At 54.7% G+C, this 17,588-nt stretch carries 14 protein-coding genes and 5 tRNA genes; all 19 read left to right on the plus strand.

The features are described from left to right. The first annotated feature begins 12 nt into the window (after positions 1 to 12). Positions 13 to 1,089, plus strand: coding sequence for a DNA replication and repair protein RecF (recF, locus tag AB1500_08915; GenBank protein ID MEW6183282.1), 1,077 nt, complete (start codon positions 13 to 15; stop codon positions 1,087 to 1,089). Positions 1,090 to 1,177: 88 nt separating this feature from the next. Beyond that, a complete protein-coding gene (gene remB, locus AB1500_08920) occupies positions 1,178 to 1,441 on the plus strand; it encodes an extracellular matrix regulator RemB (protein MEW6183283.1) in 264 nt (87 codons plus the stop codon). Positions 1,442 to 1,563: 122 nt separating this feature from the next. Next, positions 1,564 to 3,495, plus strand: coding sequence for a DNA topoisomerase (ATP-hydrolyzing) subunit B (gyrB, locus tag AB1500_08925; GenBank protein ID MEW6183284.1), 1,932 nt, complete (start codon positions 1,564 to 1,566; stop codon positions 3,493 to 3,495). A gap of 209 nt (positions 3,496 to 3,704) precedes the next feature. Continuing rightward, positions 3,705 to 6,119, plus strand: coding sequence for a DNA gyrase subunit A (gene gyrA / locus AB1500_08930; GenBank protein MEW6183285.1), 2,415 nt, complete (start codon positions 3,705 to 3,707; stop codon positions 6,117 to 6,119). A gap of 136 nt (positions 6,120 to 6,255) precedes the next feature. Beyond that, complete coding sequence (locus AB1500_08935) at positions 6,256 to 6,726, plus strand: universal stress protein (protein ID MEW6183286.1); 471 nt, start codon at positions 6,256 to 6,258, stop codon at positions 6,724 to 6,726. 153 nt (positions 6,727 to 6,879) lie between these two features. Continuing rightward, on the plus strand, positions 6,880 to 7,761 hold the full coding sequence (gene pdxS / locus AB1500_08940; protein ID MEW6183287.1) for a pyridoxal 5'-phosphate synthase lyase subunit PdxS: 882 nt from the start codon (positions 6,880 to 6,882) through the stop codon (positions 7,759 to 7,761). A gap of 3 nt (positions 7,762 to 7,764) precedes the next feature. Beyond that, a complete protein-coding gene (gene pdxT, locus AB1500_08945) occupies positions 7,765 to 8,334 on the plus strand; it encodes a pyridoxal 5'-phosphate synthase glutaminase subunit PdxT (GenBank protein ID MEW6183288.1) in 570 nt (189 codons plus the stop codon). A 448-nt stretch (positions 8,335 to 8,782) separates the two neighbouring features. Then, a complete protein-coding gene (locus AB1500_08950) occupies positions 8,783 to 9,937 on the plus strand; it encodes an alanine--glyoxylate aminotransferase family protein (GenBank protein ID MEW6183289.1) in 1,155 nt (384 codons plus the stop codon). Beyond that, positions 9,930 to 11,513, plus strand: a complete 1,584-nt coding sequence (serA, locus tag AB1500_08955) for a phosphoglycerate dehydrogenase (protein ID MEW6183290.1) — start codon at positions 9,930 to 9,932, stop codon at positions 11,511 to 11,513. Before AB1500_08950 ends, serA begins: the two co-directional genes overlap by 8 nt. Before the next feature lie 128 nt (positions 11,514 to 11,641). Beyond that, complete coding sequence (serS, locus tag AB1500_08960) at positions 11,642 to 12,922, plus strand: serine--tRNA ligase (GenBank protein ID MEW6183291.1); 1,281 nt, start codon at positions 11,642 to 11,644, stop codon at positions 12,920 to 12,922. A 200-nt stretch (positions 12,923 to 13,122) separates the two neighbouring features. Beyond that, on the plus strand, positions 13,123 to 14,730 hold the full coding sequence (locus AB1500_08965) for a hypothetical protein (protein MEW6183292.1): 1,608 nt from the start codon (positions 13,123 to 13,125) through the stop codon (positions 14,728 to 14,730). Between the two features lie 508 nt (positions 14,731 to 15,238). Next, on the plus strand, positions 15,239 to 15,499 hold the full coding sequence (locus tag AB1500_08970) for an AbrB/MazE/SpoVT family DNA-binding domain-containing protein (GenBank protein ID MEW6183293.1): 261 nt from the start codon (positions 15,239 to 15,241) through the stop codon (positions 15,497 to 15,499). After that, on the plus strand, positions 15,480 to 15,884 hold the full coding sequence (locus tag AB1500_08975; GenBank protein MEW6183294.1) for a Fic family protein: 405 nt from the start codon (positions 15,480 to 15,482) through the stop codon (positions 15,882 to 15,884). The genes AB1500_08970 and AB1500_08975 overlap by 20 nt, the downstream gene beginning before the upstream one ends. Before the next feature lie 118 nt (positions 15,885 to 16,002). Next, a tRNA-Ser gene (locus tag AB1500_08980) sits at positions 16,003 to 16,092 on the plus strand. An 87-nt stretch (positions 16,093 to 16,179) separates the two neighbouring features. After that, positions 16,180 to 16,277 (plus strand) — tRNA-Ser (locus tag AB1500_08985). 108 nt (positions 16,278 to 16,385) lie between these two features. Next, a tRNA-Arg gene (locus AB1500_08990) sits at positions 16,386 to 16,461 on the plus strand. A gap of 116 nt (positions 16,462 to 16,577) precedes the next feature. Beyond that, positions 16,578 to 16,654, plus strand: a tRNA-Arg gene (locus AB1500_08995). A 120-nt stretch (positions 16,655 to 16,774) separates the two neighbouring features. Further along, on the plus strand, positions 16,775 to 17,251 hold the full coding sequence (tadA, locus tag AB1500_09000) for a tRNA adenosine(34) deaminase TadA (GenBank protein MEW6183295.1): 477 nt from the start codon (positions 16,775 to 16,777) through the stop codon (positions 17,249 to 17,251). Positions 17,252 to 17,395: 144 nt separating this feature from the next. Then, positions 17,396 to 17,489 (plus strand) — tRNA-Ser (locus AB1500_09005). Positions 17,490 to 17,588: the final 99 nt, after the last annotated feature.

Consider the following 17,588-nt stretch of genomic DNA (forward strand, 5'->3'; position numbering starts at 1 on the left):
AAAGAGGTAGCAGTGGTTCTAAGAAAGATCCTTTTAATTAATTTCAGAAATTACGCACAGGCGGAGTTCGTGCCCGGACACGGAATAAACTTACTGACGGGCGAAAACGCCGCAGGAAAAACCAACATAATTGAGGCCGTATATTTCAGTTTATGCGGACGTTCGTTTCGAACAAACAGGGAAGAAGAGATTGTCTATTCCGGCAGCGATGAAGCCATAGTACGCTCCGAGGTTACAAAGGACGGCCTGGATATCGAAACAGCCGTCGAGTTAGGCAGGAACGGCAAAAGACTTTTTATAAACGGCAAACAAGAAGCACAGCGAGGTTTTCCGGGAAATCGCTGCATCCTGCTTTTTCGTCCTGAAGATATGGAAATGGTTTCGGGAAATCCGGTCGAAAGACGGAGGTTTTTTGACCGGTTTTTTTCGGGTGTTTTTCCCGGATATCATAATTCCCTGCGCAAATATCTGCGTTTCCTTGAGCAGCGCAACAGCCTTTTAAGAAACTCAACAGGCGCAGATTCCGAGTACGAAATATGGACCGAATCCCTGGTCCGGAGCGGGAGCGAATTATGCTATAACAGACTGAAAGCGATGGCGGCTGTTGCTCCTCTTGCAAGTGGTTTTTACCGGGAAATAACCGGCCAAAAGTTGGCACTGAGGTATTTGAGCGCACTTGGCGCCGGCGAAAGCAAGGAGTACATAACAGGCCGCTTTCATGAAATAATTTCTTCACTATACGAAAAGGAATGGCGCTACCGGCAGACGCTGACCGGTCCGCACCGGGACGATTTCACTTTCGTGGTCAAGGGTAAAGACCTTCGCACGTATGGTTCGCGAGGCGAACAACGAACGGTGGTGCTCGCGTTAAAGCTTGCCGAAGCACATATGATGAAGGACAAAACCGGGGAGCAGGTTATATACCTGCTCGACGATGTTTTTTCCGAGCTTGACGGCGCGCGCCGGGCAGCGCTTCTAGAAACCGTATCTCATGGACAGTCTTTTTTAACAACGGTCGAGCCTGTCGGTATTGATGGAGCGCGGCGCTACCGGGTAAGTGCGGGCGTTATCGAAGAAGCGGTTGACTAATCTCTTTTAAACGTCTTTAATTAAGAAAAGAAAAAAGAAACAAAAATTTCTTACGTATTTATTATTTTTTTGATAGGGGGGAAGGGACATGCTGCTGCACATTGGAAGCGAAGTTGCCATTCCAAAGAAAGATATCGTGGCTATTTTTGCCTACAACACTCATATCGCGGTCGCAACAAAGAACTATCTAAGATCCGTAAAGGATGAAGAAAGACTGGTTTATCTTTCGGAAGACGGGAAGGAACGTTCGATAGTAATAACCACCGATAAGGTTTTCGTAACCTCCATATCATGCCACACACTCAAGCGTAGGGCCGAGAACATCTTTAGCATGGACGAAAACAGGGAATAAAGATACTTAGGAAGCGCTTCAAAGTTTAACGGAACGTTGGCTGTCAAAACAGGCACGATCGGTTTTGCACGGCCTTTGGTCATGAGTTTGTGGTATAATAAATATTACAGGAGATATAAAATATGGTCCTTGGGAAAGGGGAGGAATTATTGCTTCAGGGGAATGATCCACTGGCGTATGACGCAACCCAGATACAGGTACTGGAAGGACTGGAGGCCGTTCGAAAGCGGCCCGGCATGTATATCGGCAGTACGGGGTCGCGTGGACTACACCACCTTGTCTTCGAGGTTGTCGATAACAGCATCGATGAGGCTTTGGCAGGTTATTGCAGCGAGATCCGCGTAAGCATCACCAGGGAAAACAGTATAATCGTAGAAGACAACGGTCGAGGAATTCCGGTAGACCTGCAGCCGCAGGTCGGCCGACCGGCGGTGGAGGTCGTGCTGACGATGCTTCATGCCGGCGGCAAGTTCGGCAGCGGGGGTTACAAGGTCTCCGGCGGGCTGCACGGGGTAGGCGTGTCGGTGGTGAATGCTCTTTCGGAGTGGCTTGAGGTTGAGGTGCGCCGTGACGCAAAGGTATGGCATCAGCGTTTTGAAAGAGGCATTCCCGTTACGGAGCTTGCAGTCATCGGCGCCTCGATTGAAACCGGAACAACCGTTAGATTCAAGCCCGACCCGGCCATTTTCGAAGAAACCGAATTTGTGCAGGAAAACCTTGCTCAACGCCTGCGCGAACTCTCCTTTTTAACCCCGGAAGTGAGCATTTCACTTTCTGATATAAGAACCGGCTCGGAACAGAGCTTCTTTCACAGCGGCGGAATAAAGGATTTCGTTCAGTACCTTAATAAGAGCCGCGAGGTAATCAACCCGGACCCCATATTCGTAACACGTCAACAGGGCGGGGTATGGGTAGAGGCCGCCCTGCAGTACCACGACGGCTACCTGGAAAATATTTTTTCGTATGCAAACACCATCAGAACCGTCGACGGAGGAACACACGAAGCCGGTTTCAAAACCGCCCTTACACGGGTTATAAACGAGTACGCAAGAAAATACGGGCTCTTGAAGAACGGCCTTGCTTTGGCTGGCGAGGACATCCGTGAAGGATTGACCGCCGTTATAAGCGTAAAGGTTCCGGAACCGCAATTCGAAGGACAGACCAAGACCAAGCTCGGAAATACCGAAGTTCGTGGCATAACCGACGCCGTGATGTCAGAGAGCCTTACGATCTTTTTTGAAGAAAATCCCGCTCTGGGCAAAAGGATAATAGAGAAAACCATATCGGCGGCGAGAGCGAGGGAGGCTGCACGGAAGGCGCGGGAACTTACCAGACGTAAGAGTCTTCTGGAAAGCGCCGCCCTGCCGGGGAAGCTCGCCGACTGCTCTGAAAGAGATCCGTCGATGACGGAGCTGTATATCGTTGAGGGCGATTCGGCGGGTGGCTCGGCGAAGCAGGGGAGGGACAGACGTTTTCAGGCTATCCTGCCTTTGCGCGGAAAGATTATAAACGTTGAAAAAGCAAGGTTTGACAAGATACTGGCCAACGCCGAAATCCGCGCACTTATCACAGCGCTGGGCACGGGTATCGGCGATGACTTTGATCTGGCGAAGGCGCGTTATCACAGACTTTTGATTATGACCGACGCCGACGTTGACGGCGCCCATATCCGCACGCTCTTGCTCACCTTCTTTTACCGGTACATGCGACAGCTTATCGAAGCCGGTTATGTGTATATCGCCCAACCGCCTCTTTACAGGGTTAAAAAGGGTAAGGAAATGGTGTACGCGTATAACGACGCCGAACTGAGCCGGCTGTTGGAAGAAATGGGGCGACAGGTCGGGATTCAGCGGTATAAAGGTCTTGGTGAGATGAATCCGGAGCAGTTGTGGGAAACGACAATGAACCCCGAAAACCGGGTGATTCTTCAGGTAGACCTTGCGGATGCGGTTGCCGCAGACGAACTGTTCAGCACACTTATGGGAGATAACGTAGAACCCAGGCGTGTATTTATTCAGACCAACGCCCGGTACGTGCGGAATCTTGATGTATAAAGCAGACAATCCGGCACGGAAGGCGCCGAAGGGCAAATCAGGGACTTAAACCAAAGATCAAAATGGTAAAAGATCACCACGGAGGCACAGAGAGCACTGAGAAGGAACTGAACACCATGAAATCATTTCGTTTCCTCCGTGTTCTCTGTGATTCTGTAGTAAAAATATTTGGTTCCGGCTCATCCGGGTTAAGAAAGGAGCCTTAATTATTGTTAGGTAAGGTCGTACCGATAGACATAAGGGAGGAGATGCGGCAGTCCTACCTGGACTACGCGATGAGCGTCATCGTAGGCCGCGCGCTGCCCGACGTTCGCGACGGACTGAAGCCGGTTCACCGCCGGATTCTTTACGCCATGCACGACATCGGGATGTCTCCTGACAAGCCCCACCGGAAATCGGCTTATATCGTCGGTGAAGTACTTGCGCGGTATCATCCGCACGGCGACACTGCAGTTTATGATGCCCTGGTGCGGCTGGCGCAGGATTTTGCCTGCAGGTATCCTTTAGTTGACGGGCACGGAAACTTCGGCTCGATTGACGGTGACGCAGCCGCCGCCATGCGGTATACGGAAGCGCGGCTGGCGCGCCTGGCGACCGAGATGCTCCGGGATATCGGCAAGGAAACTGTTGATTTTATTCCAAACTATGACGGTACCTCAAAGGAACCGTTGGTGCTGCCGGCCCGCGTGCCGAACCTTTTAATCAACGGTTCCTCCGGTATAGCGGTAGGCATGGCCACAAACATTCCGCCGCACAACTTGGGCGAGGCGATAGACGGTGTAACCGCGCTGATTGACAACCCTTTTATTGAGGAAGAAGAACTTATCAACATCATTCCCGGGCCGGACTTTCCGACGGGAGGGATAATACTCGGCAGGGGAGGGATACGCTCCGCATATACGACCGGGCGGGGGAGTATTACCGTTCGCGCCCGGGCGATTACGGAACTCCAGGGGACAAAAAACCGAATTATAGTTTCCGAAATCCCATATCAGGTAAATAAATCCCGTTTGCTCGAAAATATCGCCGAACTGGTAAGGGATCGGCGGATAGACGGAATAACCGACCTTAGAGACGAATCGGACCGCCGTGGGATGCGCATCGTAGTCGACCTGCGCCGGGACGTTGAGCCCCAGGTGGTTTTAAACCAGTTGTATAAACACACGCAGTTGGAGGACCATTTTGGAGTAAACCTGATTGCTCTTGTCGGCGGCCAACCCGAGACCTTAACCCTCAAACGGGTTCTGGAGCACTATCTCGACCATCAGAAGGAGGTCGTCACCCGGCGCTGTCAGTTCGAACTTCGGGAGGCGCGAACCCGTCGTGAAATAGTAGAAGGCCTGAACATCGCGCTGGCGAATATCGACGCGGTGGTGGCGCTCATCAAGGCGGCGGCGGATACCGACGAAGCGCGGCAGGGCCTCATGGAACGGTTCCAGCTTACCGAGCGCCAGGCGCAGGCCATTTTGGACATGAGGCTGCAGCGCCTGACCGGGCTGGAAAGAGAAAAGCTATTGGAAGAACTCAAAGCCCTGCAGGAAAAAATAAATTATCTTGAAGCGGTTCTTGCCGACGAAGCAAGGATACTGGACATCATTCGTGAAGAGCTTGTCGCGGTAAAACAGCGTTTCGGAGACCGCCGGCGCACCGAAATAAGTGAAGAGGAAGCAGAGTTTCGTCCGGAAGACCTGATACCCGACGAACAGGTGCTGGTCACCGTCACCTACCAGGGGTATATCAAGCGCCGGAGCCAGGCTAATTACAGGAGCCAGCACCGCGGCGGACGGGGGTCCACCGGGGTGGAACCGCGCAAGGAAGATTTTGTACGGCATTTGTTCGTTGCGGGTACCCATGATTACTTGTTGTTCTTCACCAACGCCGGGAAGGCGTACCGGCTCAAGGTCTACGAAATACCGGAAGCCGGGCGGCAGGCCCGCGGCACAGCCATCGTGAACCTGCTGCGCATCGGAACGGATGAGCGTGTAACGGCGGTGCTGTCCGTTAAAGAGTTTCTTCCCGACAGGTATGTTTTTCTGGTCACGAAGAACGGCGTGGTTAAAAAAGTGAACCTGAGCGCCTTTGCTTCCGTACGGCGCGACGGCATCACCGCCATAAACCTGAAGGAAGAAGACGACCTTGTCGCTGCGGCGATGACGAACGGCACGGATGAGGTCCTACTTGTTTCCCGCCAGGGGATGAGCATCCGTTTTGGCGAGGAAGAGGTTCGCGCGATGGGCAGAACGGCCCGCGGCGTTCGCGGAATAAGGCTGCGGCCGGGAGATTCAGTTGCCGGGATGATTGTTGTGGGCACCGCATCCGAAATCCTCCTGATAACGACCCGCGGATTCGGCAAGCGCACCCGTATAAAGAAGTTCCGCCGGCAGGCCCGCGGCGGGATAGGCTTGATCGCAACAAAACTGACCAAAACAAGCGGCGAGGTGTCGGGCGTCGAGGCCGTGAACCAGGACGAAGAGGTGATGGTGGTCAGCGCCGGCGGTACGGTGATCCGTCTGAAGGTGGGGGAGATCCCGATTTCCGGACGCCAGGCGAGAGGTGTGACCGCGATGAGGTTGGACCCGAAGGAGACGGTGGCGGCCCTGACCAAAGTCACCGAGGAAGAATAAGCTGCAGAACGGTTCTTTCGGCAAAAGAAGCACAGATCGTTTTCAGCGTTAAATCTCAGAGGAGTTCACCATGCAGGCGGCGGCCGCTCCAAATGAAGAATAACGCATTTTCTGAAGAGACCGAGGGCGTTTAGAAATGAGCTGTGAGAAGTCGGAGAGACGCAAGATACTTTTAGCTACGGACGGGTCAGAAACCTCGAAGAAAGCGGCGGCTTTTGCCGCCGGCCTGATCGAAGGTGTTTCCGACCTCGTTATAACCGTTATTACTGTTATAACAGTGCCCAAAAGTTATTACAGCAGGCGGTTATACTGGGCCGCAAAGGAAAGGCCATCGGAAGCGGAAGAGATTAAGAAGCTTTTCTTGGAGGAAGCGCAGCGCATCCTCCAAGAAACAACGGGTATACTGAGCCGTCGCGGAATAAAGACGAATACCGTCGTCAGAGAGGGAGACCCGGCGGAGGAGATTGTGAAGTGCGCTCAGGAAATCGGCGCCAACCATATCGTTATGGGGACGAGGGGTATGGGAAACGTTATGGAGTTCTTTCTGGGAAGCGTGGCGCGGAAGGTCGTGCACCTTTCAGCGGTACCGGTTTCCCTGGTGAAATAATTCACTTTTATGTTGCTTTTTAAGGAATTACGGATATAAAATTACCGTGTGGAAAAAGTCATACGTAGAATTTTTCACGGAGCGACAATGGGGGAAGCGTCGATACGTGTAGATGTGGTATAAGGGTCCGGTTTATTTGGGGAGGAAAGAGTCGTGGAAAAGGGAACCTGGGTGGTAAAAAAAGGGCTGGCCGAGATGCTCAAGGGCGGCGTGATTATGGACGTAACCACACCGGAACAGGCCAAGATTGCAGAAGAAGCCGGCGCCTGTGCGGTAATGGCTCTGGAGCGCGTTCCGGCGGACATCCGGGCGGCCGGCGGAGTCGCCAGGATGGCCGAGCCGACGGTAATACTTAAGATAATGGAGTCCGTTTCCATCCCGGTAATGGCCAAGGTGCGTATCGGTCATTTTGTGGAGGCCCAGATAATTGAGGCGCTGGGCGTTGATTATATCGACGAGAGCGAGGTGCTCACCCCGGCCGACGAGAATCACCACGTCGACAAGCACGCTTTTAAGGTGCCGTTTGTCTGCGGGGCGCGCAATCTCGGCGAGGCGTTACGGCGTATAGCCGAGGGCGCCGCGATGATTAGGACCAAGGGTGAGCCGGGCACCGGTAACGTAGTGGAGGCCGTCCGCCATATCAGGATGGTGATGGGCGAGATCCGGCACCTCCGGGGAGTGCCCCGGGACGAACTGATGAAGGAAGCAAAAGATAAAGGAGCGCCGTACGAGCTTATGCTCGAAGTTGCCGAATCGGGACGCCTACCGGTTGTAAACTTTGCAGCGGGGGGGATAGCCACCCCGGCGGATGCGGCCATGATGATACAGCTTGGCGCGGACGGCATCTTTGTCGGGTCGGGTATTTTTAAATCCAAGGATCCGGTGGCAAGAGCCCGCGCCATTGTCGCCGCTACCACGTATTACAACGACCCCAAGATGCTGGCCGAGGTGTCCAAGGATCTCGGCGAGGCGATGCCCGGTCTGGAGATTTCAACGATTCTTGCGCATGAGCGTATGCAGGATCGCGGCTGGTAACGGATGAAGGTCGGGATACTTGCGCTGCAGGGGGCTTTCCGGGAGCACAAGTGGGCGCTCGAAGCACTCGGGGTGGACACGTGTCTGGTTGTAAAACCGGACGATATCCAGGCATGCGAAGCCCTTGTTATTCCCGGAGGGGAAAGTACGACCATCGGGCGGCTTCTTGATGTTTTCGGCCTGAAGGAGCCGTTGCTTCAAAGAACGCAGGCCGGGATGCCGTTGTTAGGGACGTGCGCCGGGATGATCCTCCTGGCGAAGGAGATCGAGGGTTCTGCGCAAACCAGGCTGGGGCTCCTTGACGTTACCGTCCGCCGCAATGCTTTCGGCCGTCAAGTCGAAAGTTTCGAGGCCGACCTTGATATTCCCGTACTCGGGGAGGATTCATTCCCGGGGGTGTTTATAAGGGCGCCTTATATAACAAGGATTGGGCCGGAAGCAGAGGTACTTTGTCGATGGGAAAATAAAGTGGTGCTTGTTCGGCAGGGAAGGGTCCTGGCGGCGGCGTTCCACCCCGAATTGACCGGGGACCGGCGGCTGCACGAATTCTTTCTTACCCTGGCCGGAGAATAGTTCAACCGCCAAGACGCCAAGAAAACTATGATAAAAAGGTTAAGACTTTAGCCCAGGTTGATATATTTAAGGCCCGTCGCTTGTATTAGGGGTTTTTGACGTTAAGATCTGCTTAAGATGGTACAAAAAAATAACAACAGAGACATATAGCACACGGAGGGGGAGAACCAAAATCAAAATAGGGGTGTTCAAATTTATTTAGCCTTGATATTTTTAATTCCCTGTGAACCTGTGCCTCTGTGTTGAAATATTTTGGGTTCCGGCTTGTCCGGGTTAGGGAACGACGACGTCCCTTCTAAGGGACGCTTTTATTATTCTTTTCAAAAATTAATACTGAAATTTAACGTGAAATGGTAATTTAACTGTTTTCAAATATTCATTTTCTTGCCATGGCGTTCTTGGCGTCTTGGCGGTTCAATTATTTTTAGGGAGGTTTGACAATAAACAAATGGCCCAGAAGACACGACTTTTTATCCCCGGCCCAACCCCGATTCCTCAGGCGGTCACCGAGGCGATGGCCCGGCCCCTTATTGGGCACCGGACAAAGGACTTCGCCGATCTATACGCACGGCTGGAAAAGAATCTGCAGCAGATTTTCCGCACGGAAAACGAGGTATACATCCTTACATCTTCAGGCTCCGGAGGAATGGAAGCGGCGGTAGCGAATGTTGTAAACCCCGGAGACAGGGTTTTGGCGCTCGTAACAGGAAAGTTCGGGGAGCGTTTTGCAGAGCTTGCCCAGGCCTACGGCGCGAAGGTGGATGCGCTGGAGTTCGGCTGGGGAAACCCGGTGGATCTCGGCCAGGTGGAGAAAAACCTGAGGGCGGAAAGATATAAGGCGGTATTGGCGACGCATAACGAGACCTCAACCACGGTGACAAACGATATTAAAGGCATCGGAGATTTAACACGCCGGTACGGGGCGCTGCTGCTGGTGGACGCCGTGTCAAGCCTGGGCGGGATGGAAATATGCGCCGACGAGTGGGGTATAGACATGCTGGTGACCGCTTCCCAGAAGGCGTTGATGGTCCCGCCGGGACTGGCGATGGTGAGTGTCAGCCGCCGGGCCTGGGAGATGATAAAGGAAACACGGTCGCCGCGGTTCTATTTCAGTCTGCCGGCCGCAAAGAAATCCCTGGAGAAATACAACACGCCGTACACGCCCGCGGTACCGTTTTTTGTCGGCCTGGACGTGGCGCTTGACATGATTCTGTCCGAAGGGTTGTCCGTTGTTTATAATCGCCATCGCACTTTTGCCGCGGCGGTGCGGGAAGCGGTAAAGGCCATGGGGCTCAAGCTCCTTGCTCCGGAAGCGTGTGCCTCGTCGGTTGTAACGGGTGTATGGGCGCCCGAGGGTATGAACGCCGATGATTTCCGGAAAGGCCTAATGAACGATTTCGGGATTCTGCTTGCCGGGGGACAGTCCCAGTTGAAAGGGCGGATCTTCAGGATATCCCACATGGGATATATCGATGCGGTGGATATTTTGGGAGCCATTGCAGCGATAGAGATAGCGCTGCAACGCTCCGGTCTTCCAGTAACGCTGGGCAGCGGTGTTGCTGCGGCCCAGGCGGTTTTCGCGGGAGGGGACAAGATTGTATAAGGTACTGGTTACAGACGGGGTTGCCCCCGAAGGACTTGCGGTGCTTGAGGGGGCGCAGGACGTGGAGGTGGAGATCAGGCCGAAGATTTCTCCGGAGGAACTCTTTGAAATAATCCCGGAATACGACGCCCTGATTGTCCGCAGTGCGACGAAGGTTACGGCAACGGTCCTGGATAAGGCGAAAAGACTTAAGATCATCGGGCGGGCCGGCGTAGGGGTCGATAACATCGATGTCCGGTCGGCCACCGCGCGGGGGATCATCGTAGCCAACGCCCCCGGCGGAAACACCATCGCCGCCGCGGAACACACCGTAGGGATGATGCTTTCTCTTGCCCGAAACATCCCCGAAGCAAGCACCCGCATGAAGACCGGGGAATGGGACAAAAAGTCGTTCGTGGGCGTAGAGCTCCGCAACAAAACTCTAGGGGTGATCGGGATCGGCCGCATCGGGTCGGAAGTCGCAAAAAGGGCGCAGGCGATGGAAATGGAAATAATGGCATACGACCCGTACATCACCGAGGAACGGGCCAAAGACCTGGGCGTGCGCGTGGTGCCCCTCGAGGTCCTTTTACGCGAGGCAGATTTTATAACCGTGCATATGCCTATGAGCAAGGAAAGCTACCACTTGCTTGATAAAAAGGCGTTTGACTTAATGAAACCCGGTGTGCGCATAATCAACTGCGCCCGGGGCGGAATCATAGACGAAAACGCGCTTTACGAGGCGCTTAAATCCGGAAAAGTGGCCGGGGCGGCCCTGGACGTTTTTGAAAAGGAACCCCTTACCGAGAGCCCGCTTTTTGCCCTGCCGAACGTGGTGGTAACCCCGCATCTGGGTGCGTCAACGATTGAAGCACAGCTTGGCGTCGCGGAGGTTATCGCCGAGGAAATCCTGGTGGCCCTGCGCGGCGGTTTTGCCCGCAACGCGGTGAACGTACCGTTTGTCAGGCCGGAGGTGCTTGCGGAAATCGGGCCGTTCTTCGGCTTGGCGGAGAAGCTCGGCAGTTTTGCGGCGCAGTTGACCAGCGGAAGGATTAACCTCGTTGAAACCCGGTTCAGCGGGGAAATCGCCCGGCATGATGTCAGTTTGCTTACCACCGCGGTACTCAAGGGTGTTTTGAGCACTGCCCTGCAGGAGGCGGTTAACTTTGTCAGCGCGAGCGATGTGGCCAAAAAACGGGGGATACGGGTGACCGAAACCCGGCAGGAAGAAGAAGAGGACTACGTCAGCCTGATAAATGTGCGGGTTACGGCGCCGGAGGGCGATCACACGCTTTCAGGCACGCTTTTGCGCGGGAAGGAACCCCGGCTGGTTTCCGTCGACGGATACCGCGTGGATGCCATACCGGAGGGATACATGCTGTTTATTCCCCACATGGACAGACCCAGGATCATCGGGCGGGTAGGGAACCTTATCGGGGCGCACGACATCAATATCGCGTCGATGCAGGTCGGGCGAAAGGTGATTGGGGGTCCGGCGGTGATGCTGCTGGGAGTAGACAGCCCGGTACCTGCGGAAACGCTGAAGGAAATCGCCAAGGACGACGGAATTATGGAAGTAAAATTGATCAGTCTTTAGAAACCGTAGGCAGTAGATAGTAGTCAGTAGGCAGAATGGAGAAGTAAAAACAAAGGGAAAGAGCAATTTTTCTATTTCTTGATTCTTGGCGTTTTGGCGGTGGATCCTTTTTTCGGAGGGGGAAATAAATGCTCGACCTTAAATTCATCCGCCGAAATCCGGAAATCGTGCGCGAATCGCTTAAAAGGCGCGGGTACGATGAAAGGGTGGTCGAAGAAATTCTTCAGGCGGACGGCGCATGGAGGGGAAAGCTCGCGTCGCTTGAACAGCTTAAGAACCGGCGAAATACCGTATCCGAAGAAGTCGGCCGTCTGAAGAAAGCCGGGCAGGATGCGGAGGCGCTGGTGGCCGAGATGCGGGTCACGGGCGAGCAGATAAAGAAACTGGAGACCCTGGTGCGTGAACTGGAAGGCGGCATCAGGGACACCGTCCTCAGCGTTCCGAACATCCCGCACCCGGCGGTTCCCTTCGGGCGGGACGAGAGCGAAAACCCGGAGATCAGCCGCTGGGGAACTTACCGCGATTTTAATTTCACCCCGCGGCCGCATTGGGAGATCGGGGAAATCAACGGCATCCTCGATTTTGAACGGGGCAGCAAGGTATCAAGCGCGCGTTTCACCTTCTACCGGGGCCTGGGCTCGGCGCTCGAGCGCGCATTGATTAATTTCATGCTCGACCTTCACACCCGGGAGCACGGATACACAGAAATCTTTCCCCCTTTCCTGGTTAATTCCGCAAGCATGACGGGCACGGGTCAGCTTCCGAAGTTCGCCGAGGAGATGTTCAAGGTTGAAGGTAGGGACTATTATTTAATTCCCACGGCTGAAGTGCCGGTCACCAACCTGCACCGGGACGAGATATTGAACGGCGGGGACCTGCCGCGGAAGTACGCGGCGTACAGCGCCTGTTTCAGGGCGGAGGCGGGAGCGGCGGGGAAGGATACAAGGGGGCTTATCAGACAGCACCAGTTCAACAAGGTGGAGCTGGTTAAGTTTTGCCGCCCGGAGCAATCCGACGAAGAGCTGGAAAAACTGCTGCGTGACGCCGAAGAGGTCCTGAGACGCCTGGAACTGCCTTACCGGGTAATAACGTTGTGCACCGGGGACCTGGGATTTGCGGCCGCGAAAACATATGACATCGAGGTCTGGCTGCCGAGTTTTGCCCTATACAGGGAAATCTCCTCCTGCTCAACCTTTACAGACTACCAGGCGCGGCGGGCAAACATCCGCTACCGGCCCGCCCCGCGGGCGAAGGCCGAGTTCGTGCATACCTTAAACGGTTCCGGTCTGGCTGTGGGACGTACGCTTGCAGCGGTGCTCGAAAATTACCAGGAAGAAGACGGATCGGTGATTGTCCCGAATGTCCTCAGGCCCTACCTCGGTGGGTTGGAACGCATAAAAACCCTCTGATAATAACTTTTTCCGGCCCTCCGCCTTTATAAAAAAGATGGCTCACTTCCAAAAGACTTGCTCATCTATAAGTGTTCTCCCAACATTTAATCCCGAATTGTAAGCCGATTGTAATCCCTTTTTATTCCCGGAATCGTTATAATGGAACAAGGATCGCGGTACAAGTTTTAACTTTTTTCTTTTGGGGAGATGACGAATAAATGACCCTTAAACACCTGTGCATGAAAGGGATATACATTCTGTTTCTATGTGCTGTAACGGCTGTTGCAGGGTGCGGCCGCCAGACGTCGGTGAAACCGGAAAACGGGACCGCACCGGACGAGAACCGGCAGACGCAACAAATTCAGCCGTTGCCGGAAAAAAGGAACGAGGTAGCCGGGGTTGAGGTCATATCCGGAGGGGGAACGATCAGGGAAGGCATGCGCACCCTGGCATCGTTTACCGTCAAAGACGGGACGTTCGGTTACTCGCGGGGTCGGCTGATTTCTCCGGACGGATGCTGGATCGCCTTTGAAGCGACAAAAGAAGGCCGCACACAAGGATTGTGGGTGGCGGCGCTGGACGGTTCCGCAGGAAGACTGCTTTGCCGGGTAGGGGAGAAGGAGCACGCGGACGGGACGCTGCTGATACAAATGTTGGGATGGACAGAAGACGGCCGGGTCGTATTCACCCGCCAGGGTACGCAACCGGACGGGGAACACAAGGGACAACGCGGCATATCCTTGCGCGCGGCTTCACCGGGCGGGGGAGAAGCGCAGGAAGCGGGCTGGCTTCCCGTGGCTCACGGCACGGTCCGGCAGGTGGAGTTTTTGCCGGAAAGGGACGGCGTATTTGTCCATGTTTCCGGGCCGGGTTCCTTGTGGCGTCTTGACGTCAACAGCGGGCAGAGGACGCTTTTGGCAGATGAGCTGCCCTCTTATGACGGTCTTTTTCTCCCGCGGTTATCTCCCGCCGGGGACTGCTTTTTATACGAATTGTACGAACAGGATAAAAAAGGCATATTCCGGCTGGGCATCGACGGCAGCGGCGAAAAAGGTGAAGAAAGACCCTTCGCGCCGAGCGGCGATAGCTGGAATTTCTACCCGCGGTTTTCTCCTGACGGCCGCCACGTCGTGTATTACGCGGCACCGCGTAAAACCGGCGCAACGGGCCTGAACGCGGGAGATTACGACCTTTCGCCGATGGAGGACGGTCCGGCGCCCGTTGCCGCCGCGGCGCATCTTGCCGATTCCGGCGGGAGGGTTATCGCCAGCCTGACCGTACCGGACGCAAAGCTCGGTAATATCGCCTGGGCGGAGGACGGCAGGCACCTCGCCTATGTCGCCGGAAGAACCGGGAGCGATAATAATTCGGAAGTGGTACCGGGCATACCGGTAATGGAGGATCAGTCGATCTGGCTTGCCGACCTGCGGGGGAAGGCCGGGAAGGTTGCCGATGTGCCCGAAGGCGGAGAAATATACATCGTCAAGATTACCGCCGATACGGTGTATTACCATGTTACGAACGGGGACAAGAGCACGCTGTGGGCAGCCCGCGAAGACATCCGGCCGACCGAGATTACCCCGGCCGGAAGGTGGGAGTTTATTAGCCCCACGCCCTCCCTTGGCGACCGGTTCTTTCTCTGCCGGCGTACCGCAGGCGGTAAGCAGGATGTTTATCTGGTGGACGGTGACGATGCGGGCCGGATAACAGTGGACGGCAGCCCGAAAGCGGAACTCAGGACGGAGAACAAGCGGCTTATATATGTGGCCGCACAAGACGGTGCTCAAGGCGAAAGGCTTGTGGTGTCGGAACTCGCCGTGGAGTAGAAACCGGAAATGCCGGGAAAGCGAGCCGCGTCCCGGGCCGCGTTCCCTTTGAGAATCAAGAGGGGGAATGACGAAGAGGAAGGAGCTGGAACCCTTCCTCTTCGCACGTTTATAGGCAGTTTAACGTCGTGCCGGGGACCGTCTTTGACAGCCTTCCTTGCAATGTGCCACAGCCCGGAGCATATAGCGTTTCCTCAGCACCGCCATCCCTCCCGTTTCACATCGTGTAACTATTTAGCCGCTTAGCGTTTCTCTGACGGAACGCGACGACCGACCTGAATAGTTACCACATCGTTGTACCGCTATTAATAATATAGGCGCTTTGACGCCTATGATAAAGTATTTCCTTCAGGGAATATTTGTCACAAGATTTAGACTCCTTTTTATTTGAGGCTAAAGCAGCACCCGCCAAGGGTATGCGGCTTTGTGGCCGAAAAAATGCTTCTTGAACCCGCCGAGAAGGCTTGTTATAATTGTTATAACAGTTAATACGTAAAGCGGGTGGACCATGGAAATACGCAAGATTTTTCGCGCCGGGAACAGCTTTGTAATATCTCTTCCACAAAAAATTTTGCAGGAAATGAAGCTAGAGGAAGGCAGTCAGGTTGCTCTTACCGTAAACGCCGGGAAAAGGGAAATCGTTATAAAGCCTGTCGTTAACACTGCGATGACGCAGATTACCGGTGACTTTGCCAGACAGGTCGAAGCGTTCCTGGACGAGTATGCCGGGGTGTTAAAGGACTTAAAAAATGAAACCCCTGACCGTTGAAAAGGTACTGTACCTGCACCATCGCATTATTTCAAGAACCGGAGGTCAGCACGGCGTGCGCATTCCGGCCTTCCTGGACAGGGCGGTCGGCCGTCCGTTCACCCAGGTGCGCGGGAGGGACGTTTATCCTTCCGACGTTGACAAGGCGGGAATACTCCTTTGCGGTCTCATTGCGGGCAGGTGCTTCCGCAACGGTAACAAACAGACCGCCGTGGCCGCGGCGCTGTTGTTTTTGGATAGTTCCGGGCTGCGCCTGAAAGACGCCGCGGGCCTGGATGTCTTGGTTTCCGAAGTCGCGAAAGGCCGCCGCGGTTGGCGCGATGTCGCGGAATGGCTGCGGGAGCGCGCGGAGGAAAAGACAAAACCTGCCGCCGAGGAAAGTTAAGGGTTGCATGCGGCTAAGAGGGGCCGTAAGGCGCCGCGGCACTCAAAAAATTGGCTGCGGCCTTTACGAGGAGCGCATTGACACCGTACAACGCCCTATGCTATATTTATGGTTGCACGGAGGGGTGTCCGAGCGGTTGAAGGAGACGGTCTTGAAAATCGTTGAACCCTTCGTGGTTCCGTGGGTTCGAATCCCACCCCCTCCGCCATTTGCGAAGTTAGAGGCCAGAGGTTGGAGGTTGGACGGCAGAGGCTGGAATTCGCGCCGCGAATTCCCTTACACGATAGGTTTAAGCGGAGAGATGGCCGAGCAGGTCGAAGGCGGTCGCCTGCTAAGCGACTATAGGGAGCAATAAACTCTCTATCGCGGGTTCGAATCCCGCTCTCTCCGCCATTAATTCGGAAGCAAGAGGCAGGAAGTCGGAATAGAGGAAGAGACCGGCGCGGCCGGTTGTTACGAAATGATTCTTGTATCCGATGTCTTGCCTCTGACATCTGAAACGCGCCCGTGGCTCAATGGATAGAGCGACAGACTACGGATCTGTAGGTTGGGGGTTCGACTCCCTCCGGGCGCGCCATAAATTTCGGAAGCAAGAGGCAGGAAGTCGGAGGTCGGAATAACGGATGGAACCGGTGTGGCCGGTTCCTACGAAATAATTCTTGCATCCGACATCTTGCCTCTGATATCTGAAATGCGCCCGTAGCTCAGGAGGATAGAGCAGCGGTTTCCTAAACCGCGTGCCGGGGGTTCGAGTCCCTCCGGGCGCACCATTTGAGAAGCTGGAAGTGAGAGGTTAGAGGTGGGAGTGTCTAAGGCAGGAATTCGCATAATGCGGATTCCTTTTTAAAGACGGCAGCCGCTCACGCGGCACTGACCGGGAAGGTATGAACTTGGGTGATGGGCCGGGGTTAGAATTACACGAGGCTTTTATGCGCGAAGCCTTGAAGGAGGCCGAAAAGGCTTACGCCCTCGGAGAGGTGCCCGTAGGGGCCGTGGTGGTGGCCGACGGCGCAATTATCGCCGAGGGGCATAACCTGCGCGAAAGCGTCAACGACGCCGCGGCGCACGCCGAGATCCTCGCGATGCGGGAAGCGGCGCAAAAACGCGGTGACTGGCGGCTCGAAGACGCCACCGTTTACACCACGGTGGAGCCCTGCCCGATGTGCGCCGGCGCGCTGGTTCAGTTCCGCGTCAAGACCGTTGTATACGGTGCGGTGGACCCTAAGGCGGGGGCCGCAGGCTCGATTGTAAACCTTCTTCAAGAGCCGCGGTTCAACCACCAGGTGGAAGTGATCCCGGGGGTACTGGAAACCCAGTGCCGGGAAATCATGCAGCGGTTCTTCCAGAACCTGCGCAAGAAAGAGTAGTATAATTTTTAAAGCAGATTAACCACAGAGATACAGAGCACACGGAGGCGGAAAGCCCGAAAAGGGGTATTCATTTTATTTAATCTTGTAATTTCTGTTCTCTGTGAACTCTGAGCCTCGGTGGTGAAATTACGACCATAAACCGGAGAGATGGCTGAGTGGTTGAAGGCGCTCGACTCGAAATCGAGTAGGCGGCCTAACAGCTGCCTCGTGGGTTCAAATCCCACTCTCTCCGCCAGATCAATAATAACAAGACAAGGGGTTTCGCGGTTTTGGAAGCGAAGCCTTTATTTTTAAGCTATTGGTTTACAATTTGTAAAGTATATGTTACAATTAT

Source organism: Bacillota bacterium (assembly GCA_040755295.1).
Classification (GTDB): Bacteria; Bacillota; Desulfotomaculia; order Desulfotomaculales; family Ammonificaceae; genus SURF-55.

Bases quoted from the DNA above. Each gene is read 5' to 3' on its own strand.
- remB (MEW6183283.1), top strand. From the start codon at position 1,178: ATGCTGCTGCACATTGGAAGCGAAGTTGCCATTCCAAAGAAAGATATC.
- gyrB (MEW6183284.1), top strand. From the start codon at position 1,564: ATGGTCCTTGGGAAAGGGGAGGAATTATTGCTTCAGGGGAATGATCCA.
- AB1500_08935 (MEW6183286.1), top strand. From the start codon at position 6,256: ATGAGCTGTGAGAAGTCGGAGAGACGCAAGATACTTTTAGCTACGGAC.
- pdxT (MEW6183288.1), top strand. From the start codon at position 7,765: ATGAAGGTCGGGATACTTGCGCTGCAGGGGGCTTTCCGGGAGCACAAG.
- AB1500_08950 (MEW6183289.1), top strand. From the start codon at position 8,783: ATGGCCCAGAAGACACGACTTTTTATCCCCGGCCCAACCCCGATTCCT.
- serS (MEW6183291.1), top strand. From the start codon at position 11,642: ATGCTCGACCTTAAATTCATCCGCCGAAATCCGGAAATCGTGCGCGAA.
- AB1500_08965 (MEW6183292.1), top strand. From the start codon at position 13,123: ATGACCCTTAAACACCTGTGCATGAAAGGGATATACATTCTGTTTCTA.
- AB1500_08970 (MEW6183293.1), top strand. From the start codon at position 15,239: ATGGAAATACGCAAGATTTTTCGCGCCGGGAACAGCTTTGTAATATCT.
- AB1500_08975 (MEW6183294.1), top strand. From the start codon at position 15,480: ATGAAACCCCTGACCGTTGAAAAGGTACTGTACCTGCACCATCGCATT.